The sequence below is a fragment of the Listeria weihenstephanensis genome (genome assembly GCF_003534205.1).
GTDB classification, from domain to species: domain Bacteria; phylum Bacillota; class Bacilli; order Lactobacillales; family Listeriaceae; genus Listeria_A; species Listeria_A weihenstephanensis.
In genome coordinates, this window is the sequence record NZ_CP011102.1 from 1,595,858 (window position 1) to 1,610,537 (window position 14,680).

General features: G+C 41.2%; 11 protein-coding genes. 10 read left to right on the top strand and 1 reads right to left on the bottom strand.

What is annotated here, in order from left to right; all coding sequences use genetic code 11:
* Nucleotides 1-3: 3 nt before the first annotated feature.
* The 5 genes from pheT to UE46_RS07785 all read left to right on the top strand — a co-directional run bounded on the left by pheT (nt 4) and on the right by UE46_RS07785 (nt 8,011).
* Nucleotides 4-2,412 (top strand): phenylalanine--tRNA ligase subunit beta, encoded by a 2,409-nt coding sequence (pheT, locus tag UE46_RS07765; RefSeq protein WP_036062131.1) that lies wholly within the window; start codon nt 4-6, stop codon nt 2,410-2,412.
* A 107-nt stretch (nt 2,413-2,519) separates the two neighbouring features.
* Nucleotides 2,520-2,966: a MarR family winged helix-turn-helix transcriptional regulator gene (locus tag UE46_RS07770; protein WP_036062133.1), complete on the top strand. Its 447-nt coding sequence runs from the start codon at nt 2,520-2,522 to the stop codon at nt 2,964-2,966.
* 17 nt (nt 2,967-2,983) lie between these two features.
* Entirely contained in the window at nt 2,984-6,208 is a 3,225-nt protein-coding gene (locus UE46_RS07775) for an MMPL family transporter (protein WP_118907518.1), read from the top strand.
* Between the two features lie 121 nt (nt 6,209-6,329).
* A complete protein-coding gene (locus UE46_RS07780) occupies nt 6,330-7,304 on the top strand; it encodes an HD domain-containing protein (protein WP_036062135.1) in 975 nt (324 codons plus the stop codon).
* Between the two features lie 32 nt (nt 7,305-7,336).
* Nucleotides 7,337-8,011, top strand: a complete 675-nt coding sequence (locus UE46_RS07785) for a uracil-DNA glycosylase (protein WP_036062137.1) — start codon at nt 7,337-7,339, stop codon at nt 8,009-8,011.
* 16 nt (nt 8,012-8,027) lie between these two features.
* On the opposite strand, the gene rnhC is transcribed toward UE46_RS07785, so the two are convergent.
* On the bottom strand, nt 8,028-8,954 hold the full coding sequence (gene rnhC, locus UE46_RS07790) for a ribonuclease HIII (protein ID WP_077912581.1): 927 nt from the start codon (nt 8,952-8,954) through the stop codon (nt 8,028-8,030).
* 186 nt (nt 8,955-9,140) lie between these two features.
* Between rnhC and zapA the strand changes: the two genes are divergently transcribed.
* From zapA to trxA, 5 genes are all read left to right on the top strand, one after another.
* A complete protein-coding gene (zapA, locus tag UE46_RS07795; protein WP_036062139.1) occupies nt 9,141-9,407 on the top strand; it encodes a cell division protein ZapA in 267 nt (88 codons plus the stop codon).
* Nucleotides 9,408-9,947, top strand: a complete 540-nt coding sequence (locus UE46_RS07800; RefSeq protein WP_036062140.1) for a CvpA family protein — start codon at nt 9,408-9,410, stop codon at nt 9,945-9,947.
* Nucleotides 9,948-10,068: 121 nt separating this feature from the next.
* Nucleotides 10,069-11,781 (top strand): DNA polymerase/3'-5' exonuclease PolX, encoded by a 1,713-nt coding sequence (gene polX, locus UE46_RS07805; RefSeq protein WP_118907519.1) that lies wholly within the window; start codon nt 10,069-10,071, stop codon nt 11,779-11,781.
* Between the two features lie 28 nt (nt 11,782-11,809).
* Nucleotides 11,810-14,167: an endonuclease MutS2 gene (locus UE46_RS07810; protein ID WP_036062142.1), complete on the top strand. Its 2,358-nt coding sequence runs from the start codon at nt 11,810-11,812 to the stop codon at nt 14,165-14,167.
* Between the two features lie 81 nt (nt 14,168-14,248).
* Nucleotides 14,249-14,563: a thioredoxin gene (gene trxA, locus UE46_RS07815; RefSeq protein WP_036062144.1), complete on the top strand. Its 315-nt coding sequence runs from the start codon at nt 14,249-14,251 to the stop codon at nt 14,561-14,563.
* The last annotated feature ends 117 nt before the right edge of the window (nt 14,564-14,680 follow it).

Genomic DNA, 14,680 nt, shown 5'->3' on the forward strand with positions numbered 1-14,680 from the left:
AAGATGTTAGTATCATATCAATGGGTAAAAGAATATTTTCCAAATCTAACTGTTTCTGCTGAAGATCTTGGCGAGCGCATCACGCGTGGCGGTATTGAAATAGACGGTTTAGACCGCTTAAATGCGGATATTAAAAATGTTGTTGTCGGAGAAGTGATCAGCTGTGAAAAACATCCGAACGCGGATACATTAAACAAATGTACGGTGAATGTCGGCGAAGAAGAGCCAATTCAAATTATTTGTGGTGCTCCAAACGTTGCCACTGGTCAAAAAGTCGTTGTCGCACGTGTTGGTGCTAGGTTGCCAGGCGGAATGAAAATTAAACGCGCTAAATTACGTGGCGAAGTTTCAGAAGGGATGATCTGCTCGCTACAAGAACTAGGTTTTGAAGGGAAAACAATCCCGAAAGCAGTTGCCGATGGTATTTTTGTATTGCCAGGAGAAGTTGAAGTTGGAGTAGACGCGACTGTTTTACTCGGTTTGGATGACGTTATTTTAGATATGGCGATTACACCAAACCGTGCCGATGCGCTTAGCATGACAGGAGTTGCCTATGAAGTTGGGGCAATCGTAGCTGAAAAACCAGTATTCGAAACGATTCCGCAACCAGAAACGGCGGGCGATATTGCTGATTATATCAAAGTAGATGTGCAAGCCGTTGATGCGACGCCATTTTATGGTATGCAGGTCATGAAAGATGTGACAATTAAAGAGTCACCGCTTTGGCTACAAACGAAATTGATGAAAGCAGGGATTCGTCCGCATAATAATGTGGTCGATATTACGAACTATATTTGCTTGAAATATGGACAACCGTTACATGCGTTTGACTATGATCGTCTTGGTAGCAAAGAAATTCTTGTTCGTCTCGCTAAAAATGGAGAAGAAATTGTGACGCTTGATGGTGAAAAACGTACGCTAAATGAAGGTCACGCAGTTATTACAAATGGCACTAATCCGATTGCGATTGCGGGTGTTATGGGCGGTGAAACATCCGAGGTCATCGAAACTACATCTATCGTTGCTTTAGAGGGTGCTATTTTTAGCAGTAGTTACATTGGAAAAGCATCACGTGAACTGAGTATTAGAACCGAGGCAAGCATTCGTTATGATAAAGGTAGCGACGCGTGGAAAGTGGAGCAAGCCCTACAAGAAGGCGCTGCGCTGATCGCAGAACTTGCAGGTGGTACGATCGTTGGTGGTATGGCAAAAGTCGATCACCGCGTGAAAAACATAAACAGTATCACAACGACATTGACACGAATTAATCGCGTTCTTGGGACAGAAATTACCCAACCAGAAGTCGAAACTATTTTTGCAAAATTACAGTTTGAGCTGCAAGTGAACGGTGATGAATTGATGATCATTGTACCTTCACGCCGTTGGGATATTACAATTGAAGCCGACATCTTAGAAGAAGTTGCGCGCATTTACGGCTACGACAAAATTCCATCGACTTTGCCAGATAGCGTTGCAGCGGGGCACTTAACAACGGAGCAAACAGCGAGAAGAACGATTCGCCGATATCTTGAAGGTGCTGGCCTCAACCAAGCGCTGACCTATTCGCTTACAACCGAAGAAGCGGCTACACAACTGGCACTTTCCAAGGAAAAAGCGGTAGCCTTATCAATGCCGATGAGTGAAGAACACAGTCACTTACGCACGAGTATTGTACCTCAGTTACTAAAAGCGGCCAGTTATAACGTGGCTCGCAAAAATAAAAACGTGGCGCTATACGAATTGGGCACCGTTTTTTACGCAACAGAAGGTGATAATTTACCGCTTGAAACCGAACATTTAGCAGGGTTAATCACAGGGGAATGGCGCGAAACAGATTGGCAAAAGCAAACCAAACCTGTAGACTTCTTCTTACTAAAAGGAATCGTGGAAGGTTTAGTCGCAAAACTAGGCGTGAAAGAGTCGCTAGAATGGAAGCAAGCAGAGAAAAAAGACTTGCATCCTGGTAGAACTGCTATGATTTCACTCGCAGGCGCGGAAATTGGCTATTTAGCTGAAATCCATCCAACACTTGCGGCGAAACTTGATTTAAAAGCAACCTACGTTTTCGAACTTGATGCAGCTGCACTTTTAGCCGCGCCAAAAGTAGAAGTAGCTTACCACACGATCCCGAGATTCCCAGCGATGACTCGAGATATCGCTTTACTCGTGAACAAAGAAGTAAGCCAAGCCGCTCTTGAAAACGAGATTAAAACCCAAGCGGGCAAACTACTCACGGATATCCAATTGTTCGATATCTTCGAAGGTGCAAAACTTGGTGCTGACAAAAAATCAATGGCGTACACACTAACATTCCTCGATCCAGAACGCACGCTTACGGATGAAGAAGTTGCAAAAGCAAATCAAGCCATCGTGAGCGCACTAGAAACCAAATTCGACGCGACTGTTAGATAATACGAATTTATAAAAACTGCTCTTTTCCAATCTGAAAAGAGCAGTTTTTTTGTGTACTTTGAGAAATTAGAGTACAATAAACAAATAGTTTAGGGGGTGAACTTGTTTTGGAAAGTGAAAAGATTAAACAACTAATTAAAAGCTACGAGGAAACATACATATTTGCGACACGTCAACTTCACGATGCCATCGCGGAACAAATACTCGGAAAAGAAGGCATATCATTCGAGCAATTTTTAGTCTTACGTTATTTAGCAGAAAATGGAGAAAGCAGTCCAAATCATCTCGCAACAGTTCTACATGTACACAAAAGTGCGATCACAACGAAAATAAATCGCTTGCTTGAAAAGAATTTAATCCATAAAGAAAAAAATCAGCAAGATCAGCGTAGTTTTGTGTTAAATGTCACCGAAAATGGGGAAAAGGTATATCAGGCGTGTGAACAAAAATTAGAAGAACTTGTATCAAGCTGGGTAGAAATTTTGGGAGAAGAAGATAGCGAACAATTTTTAGCATTGTATAAAAAAATTACAGCATCTGTCATCCGAAAATAAGAGGGGGAGTAAAAATAATGAAATGGATCGTAAAATTTAAGTGGCCCATTGTAGCAGCATGGATTGTTATCATGGCGGTACTTATTTTCACCGCACCAAATATGGCCGATCTTGTTCGCGAAAAGGGAGAAATTAAACTTCCAGACGGTTATCCGTCATCGCTTGCAACCGAAATGGAAAAGAAGCACAATCCTGATAAACAAGGGCAAGCATACATCGCCGTTTATACATCCGACAAGAAGTTAACGAAAAAAGAATTAAGCGACATCGAAGACTCACTTACAAACATCGAAAAAGACAAGAAATCACTGCACATCACAAGTGTTGTCGATAGCTTCAATCAACCAGAATTAAAAGATAAGTTTTTGTCGAAAGATGGCAAAACAATGGTCGCCACTTTTAACGTAGATGCAGGGGACACACCAGTCAAAGAAATTCGCGCAGATATCGATAAACAAATGGATGTCAAAGGTGTCGATACCTATTTAACCGGAAACGCATTAATCCAAGAAGATGTTGTTCAAAGCTCTGAGGATGGTCTACATAAAACAGAAGGAATTACAATCGTCTTCATCTTAGTTGTTTTAGTACTCGTATTCCGCTCTGTTGTTGCGCCGTTCATTCCGCTACTTACGGTTGGTGTCAGTTACCTAACAAGTCAAGCCGTTGTCGCTTTTCTCGTTGATAAGATGAATTTCCCCGTATCGACCTACACCCAGATATTCATGGTCTGTATTTTGTTCGGGATCGGAACCGATTACTGTATATTACTCATGAGTCGATTTAAAGAGGAAATCGGAAATGGGCTCACAGGCAAAGAAGCTTTATTTGCAACGTACCGCACAGCTGGTAAAACCGTTATTTACAGCGGAATCGCCGTTCTTGTAGCTTTTGCATCCCTAAGTTTTGTACAGTTCGAATTATATCGCTCCGCCGTTGCTGTGGCAGTAGGTATCGTCGTTCTGCTAGCCGCACTCTTCACTATTGTTCCATTTTTCATGGCAACACTCGGAACCAGACTTTTTTGGCCGCTCAATAAAAATGTGGGTCATAAAGAAAATAAACTATGGGGCGCAGCAGGTAAATTCGCTTTCGCTCGACCGTTTCTAGCACTCCTAGTAGTTGCTGCGGTCACTGTCCCTCCAATCATTATGCATACCGGCAACTTGTCGTTCAACTCACTCGATGAAATCAGCGACAAATATCCCTCCAAAAAAGGCTTCGACGTCGTTTCAGATAGTTTCGGGGCTGGGGAAGTCGCGCCAACTACCGTTTATCTAGAAAATGATGATTCCATGAAAACAACGGAATATTTAGCCTTACTCGAACAAATTTCAACTGATTTATCACATGTAGACGGTGTCGATAAAGTTTTAAGTGCCACACGACCTACTGGTAAACGTTTGGATGATATTTATGTCAAAGATCAAGCAGGAAAAGTTGGCGATGGTCTAGACACGGCAGGACAAGGAATTGGCACGATTCAAAAAGGCCTTTCCGATGCCAGCACACAAATGGCTAAATCAGAACCGCAATTAAATGAAGCAGTCAAAAGCGTTGGCGAGCTTCAATCTGGTACCGTAGCGACCAAGCAAGGCGTAGATCAATTACAAGCAGCACTGGAACAAATTTCAACTGGTATAAAAGCAGGCGCAACAGGTGCAGGCGATTTAGAAAAAGGAATTGCCGAGGCACGCACACAACTCGCAACCCTACAAGACGGTCAAAAACAAATTCAAGATGGTTACAGTCAAATTGGTACAGCCTTGCAAAAAGTAGCCGATCAAACGAAACAATTTCAAGATCCAGCGAAACCTGCGATCGACACAACGGCATTAAATCAGCTATTCAGCAATATGGAAGGTTCACTGAAAGCATACATTGCAAACCATCCAGCAGCAGCGGCCGATCCAGATTTCAAAGCGATTATGGCTGATTTTGCTAAACTAGGCCAAGCAACAAAAGCACTCGGACCAAAAATTCAAGCGAGCATCGATCAAGAAATGGCAAAAGCAAAACAACAAATGACAGCCTTAAATCAAGGAATCCAAACACTAGCCAGCAATATGGCACAATTAAATGCTAAAAACGCAGAAATAACACAAGGATTAGGCGCATTTAATAATGGTTTAGGAGAAATTGAAACAGGCTTAACGCAACTCGAAACAGGCTTAAATCAAGCATCAGCAGGTCAAGATCAAGTCGTTGCTAAAATGCCTGAAATCACATCCGCACTAGCACAATTAGCGGCAGGTCAAGGCCAATTACAAAGTGGTTTCACAGCGATGACAGGTCAAATTGGACAACTAACAACAGGATTAAAACAAAGTTCTGACGGTTTAGGACAAATTCAATCTGGACTTACAGGCGCCAATGATTTCGTAAAAAACTGGTCCAACGTCCCATATTCTGAATCAGGTCTCTACATCCCAGAACAACTCCTTACAAACGCGGACTATCAAAAAGTACTAGACCAATACATGTCATCCGATGGCAAACTCGCTTCACTCAACCTAGTACTAACAAAAAATCCATATTCCGATGAAGCAATGGATGTCATTGACGGTATTAACGCACAACTAAAATCAAGTCTCAAAGGTACGAAACTAGAAAATGCAAACATTGGAATTGGCGGTATGACAAGCATCAACTATGATACCCGTGACATGTCAAGCGCAGATTACCAACTCGTATTAATGTTTGTATTAACAGGCGTTTTCATCGTCCTAGTCATCGTCCTAAGATCACTCGTAATGCCACTGTACCTGATTGCATCGCTCGTATTAACCTATTTTGCATCGATCGGCATTGCAGAAATCATTTTCGCACGAATTATCGGTTACGATGGCCTGACATGGGCGACACCGTTCTTCGGCTTTGTTGTACTCGTCGCGCTCGGAATCGACTACTCGATATTCCTAATGACTCGATTCAATGAATATCACGGCATGCCGATTCGAGAACGAATGATATTAACAATGAAAAATATGGGAGGCGTTATCTTCTCCGCTGTTCTAATTCTCGGTGGAACCTTCGCTGCGATGATGCCAGCCGGGGTGTTGTCACTCCTCGAAATCGCGTCCGTCGTCTTGATTGGCTTACTGCTTTATGCTTTTATCGTGTTACCACTCTTCGTTCCAGTGATGGTTCGCCTATTTGGTAAAGCAAACTGGTGGCCATTCGTGACACGAAAAAACGATCATCAAGAAAATATCGATCCAAAAGACCATAATTTAAAATAAGCATCAAAATTAGCTGAGTAGTGAAAACTGCTCAGCTTTTTGGTTTGGAAAATAGTTGACAAATGTTTTTATATATTATAAAACACGAACATAAGTTCTTGTTTTGGGAGTGTGCTGGGAAATGATATATAAAGACATTATTTTTGGGGAATTCGAGTTAGAAGATATGTTAGCAGAATTAATTCAAACAAAAGCGATGCAACGGTTGCAAGGAGTTCATCAAGCAGGTGCTGCGTACTTAGTTCACGAAAATTGGACGGTAAATCGTCTCGAACATTCTATTGGTGTGATGCTTCTTATTCGCCGATTTGGAGGGACTATAGAGGAACAAATCGCAGGTTTATTACATGATGTTTCCCATACCAGTTTTTCGCATGTGGTTGATTACTTGGTCGGTGATAAGAAGGAGAGTTATCATGATCAAATTTTTATGGATACCATACAAAAAAGTGATATTTTGGACGTCATCAGCTCGTCTAAATATAGGGTGGAATGGAGCAACTTAGAAAAATACACATTATTGGAACAGCCGAGCCCTTTTTTATGCGCTGATCGTATCGATTATTTCTTACGTGATATGCAAGTGTATGGCTATATAAGTTCAGGAGAAGTAGCCTCTTTTTTAGATAATCTTATTGTGTTGGACGGTCGATTTATTGTAAAAACAGAAGAAGCAGGTATTTGGTATATGAGAAAATATCAAGCTTACGTTGAAAATGTTCTTTTAGATACACGAAACATTTACAGTGCTTGGCGAATGACGAGAATTTTGCGATATGCACTTGATCATAACTATATAACATTAAATATGCTGCAGGTAAGTACGGATTCAGAAATGATGGCACATTTAAAATCGGTGGGCGATGAGTCATTAATGGATGCTTTGGCTACACTACATCCATGGGTGAGTGTAACTTTAAATGAGCAGAAATATGATTTTCATATGACTGGAAAGACAAGAATTATAGATCCCTTAGTAGCGAGCGGAGAGGGTGTACTACCTATCTCCAAAATAAACGAAGAAGCGCGTACGATCATTCAATTTTTAACAAAACGCTATGAAAACGGTTCATTTATTCAGCTGATACATGTATAATTGTGGTATCAAGAATAAGTGGAGGGAACATCATGATTCAATTAGGAAATGATTGGGATGCCTTGTTAGAAGATGAATTTATGAAGGATTATTATTCGAAGTTACGGGAATTCTTAAAGGTAGAGTATGGGAATCAAACAGTATACCCAGATATGTATGATATTTTTAATGCATTCAAATCAACAGCTTTTCAAGATGTGAAAGTTGTTATTTTAGGGCAGGATCCTTATCATGGTGCTGGGCAAGCACATGGCATGTCTTTTTCTGTGAAACCGGGCGTAAGGACTCCACCATCTCTTCAGAACATATATAAAGAATTAGCGGATGATCTTGGATTGCAAATACCGAATAATGGCTATTTACTTTCTTGGGCCAGGCAAGGCGTCTTACTTTTAAATACGGTTCTGACGGTACGAGAAGGGAAGCCGAACTCACATGCTAATAAAGGTTGGGAACAATTAACAGATACTGTTATTTCGCTATTAGGCCAGAAAAGTGAGCCAGTTGTCTTCTTGTTATGGGGGAACAATGCTAAATCAAAACAAGCACTATTGCGTAATCCCAGTCATCTTGTGTTAACATCAGTTCATCCTAGCCCATTATCGGCAAATCGAGGTTTCATGGGATGTCAACACTTTTCAAAAGCGAACCAATACTTGATAACAAACGGAGAAAAAGCGATAGATTGGCAAATCCCTGATATTTAAAAAGCTGACAGATACATCAGCTTCTTCGTGATAAATTTTTCGCTTTCGTCGTATTCGCAAAATGCCATTTCGTATACTTTTGAAGGGTAACTTCGCCTTTACTATCCAAAATATCAGCAGCTACTTGATCAACTCGCGCGCCAGCTCCTTTTGGTATAGAAAGACCTAGTTCTAATTCCATTTCGCGGAATGCTTCTACAAATCTTGAGCGGGCAATAATGGAGGCTGCTGCAACCGCTAAGTGGAGACCTTCTGCTTTGGTTGCAAAAAACACATTTTCACGGACAACAGTAGGTTCTTTTGCAAGATAGCGATAATACGTATTTTTTTCAGCAAATTGGTCAATCAGAATGGCATCAGGTTTTATCGGCTCTATTTTAGTAAGTACATTTTCCAAAGCGCGATTATGCAAGATGGCTTTCATCTGACCTTGGTTCATTCCGTTTGCTTGAAGTTCGTTGTATTTCGGATTTGGCAAAACAAGCGTACTATGTGGCACGACAGGAATGATTTTTTTGGCGATACTGCAGATTTCGGGATCTGTCATGGCTTTAGAATCCTTGACACCGAGCTGTTTTAGAAGTGGCATCATTGCTTGATCTACATAACAGGCGCTCACAATCATTGGGCCAAAATAGTCTCCTGTTCCTACTTCATCAGAACCAGCGACGTTTTTGGATGAGAAACCGACAGGGAGGCTCGCGGTTGTTACTTTTGCCGTTTTTGCTTTTGGTGTTGTCGCCGTCCCCCATTTAGCGGCTTCACGCTCGCCAGCAGTACCTTGGAACATTACTTTGCCAGATTTATAGGCGGTGATGGAAAGTCCTGGTTTCTTAGCGGCAAAAATAGCGCCTGCTGGAATATTGGCGGACATGTGAGATAAATACGCGGTCTGCATTGCTTCTATTTGTTTTGGTGTGGCTTTTATAACAATGTTTGCGATTGGGATCAACTTCTTTCTTTAAGATTCACTGCCTTTTATTTTACCATAATTGGTGGCATTATTTCATACTTAAGGCTGAAATCGTCAAGGATTAGAACATTTGCGCTTTTCTTCGTTTGCGTTTCGTGATAAGATGAGATACAAGTAGGCTGAATATGTGTGAGATATTAATGAGGAGGAAGGCAGATGGCGGATAATACCAGAAATAAGCTGACGACAACAATATATGGAAGAGAATATACGATTGTTGGCGTAGAACCTATCGATCACCTTCGTCATGTTGCGCGCCTAGTGGATGAGAAAATGCATGAGATCGGTGTGCAAAATAGGACGCTTGATAGTGGTAGGCTGGCTGTATTGACTGCTGTTAATGCCACACATGATTATCTAAAATTAGAGGAAAAATACCAGGAGCTTGAGAATGAACTGGCTCGAATTAAAGGAAGAGAATAGATGATTTTAAATATTATTATATTAATTTTATTAATCGGCGGATTTGCTAATGGTTATCGAAATGGTTTTTTACGCCAACTAATAATTACGCTTGGTTATTTACTAGCTTTCTTTGTCGCTTACAAATATTATGAGGATTTAGCGCCACATATTACGTTTATCCCATATCCGCAGTTGGATAAGTCGAATGATCTATATGCGTTACTAGATGCGCTTCATACGGAGAATGCTTACTATAATAGTCTGGCATTTTTGATGATTTTCATCGTGGCTATTATTGTGGTACACATGATTGCAACTCTGTTTAAAGGTGTGACGAAAATACCTGTTTTACGACAAGTGAATGGCTTAATTGGAGCTGTTCTCGGCGTATTACAAACGTACTTGGTTATTTTCTTGATTCTTTATATCGGTGCAATTTTCCCAGCAGAATGGGCACAAAATGCGATTGTTGGCTCATCGGTTGCTGAATGGATATTAGAAAATACGCCATTGTTATCGGAGTCATTTTATAAGTGGATGACAGGAATGTTACCGTAGTAATTTTTGATAGCAGCGAAAAGAGGTTGGGTAAAACTCCTTGAATGCGAGCGCTTGTCGCCGGTTTATTAGGGTTATTTCCTGCCTCTTTTCTGTATGTTTCAAGTTGGGAGTGTGAAGGATGAATAAAAAGAAAATTATTAATTTACTGGAGACAATCGCGTTATATATGGAGTTGAAAGGTGAAAATTCTTTTAAGATATCTGCTTTTCGCAAAGCTGCATTAGCGTTGGAGCAGGATGAACGAAGCCTAACGGAGATTGAGGATTTCACAAAAATTAGCGGCATCGGTAAATCGACTGCGGCTATTATCCAAAACTATATCGAGACGGGTGAATCGGAAGAATTGGACTCGTTGAAGCAAGAAGTACCAGAAGGTTTGATCCCACTTTTAAAAGTTCCAGGACTTGGCGGGAAAAAATTATCACGCCTGTATCAAGAATTAGGTGTGATTGATCGCGAAACCTTGCTTGAAAAAGCGGCAGACGGCAGTATTTCAGCGCTAAAAGGTTTCGGACAAAAATCTGTAGACAAGATGGTGGAAGCTGTTGGGGAAATGGGAGACCGGCCAGATCGCTATCCATTAAATGATGTTTTACCGATTGCGCAAAGCTTAGAAGCGTATTTGGCTGGAATTTCTGAAATTGACCGATTTTCGCATGCTGGTAGTTTTAGAAGATTGCGCGAAACCGTGAAAGATTTAGATTTTGTGATCGCTACAAAGGATCCACAGGCAGTTGCAAAACAATTACTCGCGATTGAGACGATTGATCAAGTTATTGCGGCAGGAGATACGAAAGTCTCGGTAGAACTCGATGATACAATCAAAATTTCCGTAGATTTTCGAATGGTGGCGCCAGAAGAATTTGTTAGTACGCTACATCATTTTACAGGTTCTAAAAATCATAATATTAAAATGCGCCAAATCGCTAAGCAACAAGAAGAAAAAATTAATGAGTACGGTGTAGAAGATGCGGATGGAAATGTGAAGCAATTCGATACAGAAGAACGTTTTTTCGCACATTTTAATATTCCTTTCTTGCCGCCAGAAGTTCGGCGAGATGGCACAGAGATTGACCGAATTACGGCGAAAACAACATTTGTGCAGCGTGCAGACATAAAAGGTGATTTGCATATGCATACTACGTGGTCGGATGGTGCCTATTCTTTACCAGAAATGATTGAAGCTTGTATTGCCAAAGGATATGAGTACATGGTAATTACAGATCATGGGCAGTTTTTGAAAGTGGCGAATGGTTTGACAGAAGAGCGAATCAGAAAACAGCAAGCCGAAATTAGAGCGTATAATGAGCAATATTCGGAAATTGAAGTGTTTTCAGGTATTGAAATGGACATTTTACCAGATGGAACGCTTGATTTTTCGGATGATCTATTGAAAGACTTAGATTTTGTTATTGCATCGATTCATTCGAGTTTTTCACAATCAGAGGAAGAAATTATGAATCGTCTTAAAACGGCTTGTGAGAACCCTTATGTACATTTAATTGCGCACCCAACTGGCCGAGTTATTGGTCGACGTGAGCCGTACAATGTGAATGTGGAAGATCTTATCAAAATGGCGGCGAAAACAGGGACGGCGCTTGAATTGAATGCTAATCCGCAGCGACTGGATTTATCAGCAAAATATTTAGAAATAGCGGCAGCGCACAATGTTCCAATCGCGATAAACACGGATGCACATGATACGAAACACTTAGATTTCATGGATATTGGTGTGCGGGCGGCTACAAAAGGCTGGCTATCGAAAGAGAATATCCTAAACACGATGGAAAAAGAGGATTTTCTCGCATTTATAAAAAATAATCGTTCCTAGAAATAGGGCGTTACTTGGAGTTATGAGCATGAGTAAAAAAGTAGAAACAATTTTAGAATTCGATAAAATAAAACAGCAACTACTCGAATTTGCTTCTTCTACACTAGGACAAGAGGCAGTTCGAGCATTACAACCAACTTCTGATATCGATAAGGTCAAACTTGCGCAACAAGAAACCGAAGAAGGGGCAAAAGTTATCCGTTTACGTGGCACAGCACCGATTTCTGGTATCTATGATGTGTCAGGGCATATGAAACGCCTCGAAATAGGCGGAGATTTAAGCGGTTTGGAATTGTATCAAACGGGGAGCAACTTGCGCGTAAGTCGTGTGATGAAGCAATTTATTGACGGACTAGTGGAGCAAGGCGTTGAAATCGAGTTGTTGGATGATCTAGCACAAAAACTAGTTCCAATGCGCGATGAAGAAGAAACGATTGCGCTTACAGTAGACGAAGCTGGCGAAATTTTAGATACTGCAAGTGAGGCGCTTCGGAATATTCGCCAGACATTGCGTCGCACAGAAGGCCGTGTTCGGGAACGTCTTGAACAGTATCTTCGCGATAAAAATGCTTCCAAAATGCTGAGCGACTCGGTTATCACGATCCGCAATGATCGCTATGTTATTCCAGTTAAACAAGAGTACAAAAATCATTATGGCGGTATTGTGCACGATCAGTCTGCGTCAGGCCAAACGTTATTTATTGAACCACAAAGTGTCGTGGATATGAATAACGAACGCCGTACGTTACAAGCCAAAGAAAAACAAGAAATAGAGCGGATTTTAGCAGAAGTATCAGCCGTTTTAGCAGAATTTATCCATGAGATTAGACAAAACACATATGTACTAGCCAGATTTGACTTCATTTTTGCAAAAGCAAGATTTGGAAAGTCTATGAAGGGAATTACGCCGAGAATTAATCAAGATGGTGTGGTCAAATTGCTAAGTGCGCGCCATCCATTGATTGATCCAGACGTTGTTGTCAGCAATGATATCTTGCTCGGCGGTGCTTACCGAACTATGCTAATTACAGGGCCTAATACAGGTGGTAAAACGATTACGCTAAAAACATTGGGATTGCTTACGTTGATGGCACAAGCCGGTTTACAAGTTCCAGCTGAGGAAGAATCAGAAATTGCTGTTTTCTCACAAGTTTTCGCTGACATTGGTGATGAACAGTCAATCGAGCAAAGTCTGAGTACGTTCTCCTCTCATATGACAAATATCGTTTCGATCCTAGATAAAATGGATGCCGATTCGCTCATTTTGTTTGACGAGTTGGGAGCAGGAACAGATCCACAAGAAGGTGCAGCGCTTGCGATCGCAATTCTAGATGCCGTTGCCAAAAAACAAGCGAGTGTTGTTGCGACGACTCATTATCCTGAATTAAAGGCATACGGGTATAATCGCGATTTTGCGACAAATGCATCGGTTGAATTTGACGTTGAAACGCTTAGCCCGACGTATCGTTTATTGATCGGCGTACCAGGGCGTAGTAACGCTTTTGCGATTTCGCGTCGTCTAGGTCTAAATGAAGACGTGATCGAAGCGGCTCGCGGACTTGTCGACACAGAAAGCGCCGATTTAAACGACATGATTTCGAGTTTGGAAGAGAAGCGAAAAGCAGCAGAACTCGAATATGAAGAAGCGTATCAAATGAGTAAAGATGCTGAAAAACTGCAAAAAGACTTGCAAAAAGAAATTATCGCGTATCATGATAAAAAAGATAAACTGCTTGAAAAAGCAAATGAAAAAGCGGCAAGTGTCATCGAAAAGGCAGAAGTCGAGGCAGACGAGATCATTCAAGAGTTGCGTCAAATGCAACTTCAAGGTGCAGCTGGACTAAAGGAACATGAATTGATCGACATGAAACACCGCCTAAATCAAGTAAAACCTAAGACTATTCAGAAAAAAGTAATCCATGACGTACCTAAAGTTGTTCATACTTTTGCTGAAGGGGACCAAGTTCGGATTCTATCCCTCGGACAAAAAGGTGTTCTTTTAAATCGCGTGAATAGTAAAGAATGGAACGTGCAAATTGGGATTATTAAAACCAAAGTCAAAGAGACCGATCTTGAATACATGAAGCCCGAACAAGAGAAGAAACTGCGCCATGTTACTACCGTGAAAAGTGATAATTCGATTGTCAAAACAGAGCTCGATTTGCGTGGTGTTCGTTATGAAGATGCGTTGCAGCAAGTCGATAAGTATATTGATGAAGCTTTGCTTGCCGGTTATCACCAAGTCAGCATCATTCACGGTAAAGGAACCGGAGCGCTTCGTCAAGGTGTGACGGAATTTCTGAAAAATCATCGAATGGTGAAAAAAATCCGCTTTGGAGCCGCAGCAGAAGGCGGTAATGGCGTCACGATTGCCGAACTAAAATAGCATCATTTTGAGCAGATAATTGGCTCCTCGCATAGGCACAGTGCTATACTAACGATACAATATGTGTAAGGAGGTAGAGAAATGGCTATTGAAGAAATTACAGATGCAGTCTTTGAACAAGAGACAAACGAAGGTCTTGTGCTTACAGATTTCTGGGCAACATGGTGTGGTCCTTGCCGCATGGTTGCGCCGGTTTTAGAAGAAATTGCCGCTGAACAAGGCGATAAATTGAAAATCGTAAAAATGGACGTCGATCAAAACCAAGAAACACCAGGTAAATTCGGTGTGATGAGTATTCCTACATTGCTAATCAAAAAAGATGGCGAAGTAGTAGATACGATTATCGGTTACCGTCCAAAAGAAGAACTAGATGAAGTTCTAGCAAAATACCTTTAAAAAACTTTGAAGCTGGTTTAAAATGGAACGAGGCGCTGTCAATGACACGTTTCTGCTCCATTTTCCCAGCTTTTTTGTTGCAACAAAGCCGATTTATGCTAAACTTAAGAAGAAGTA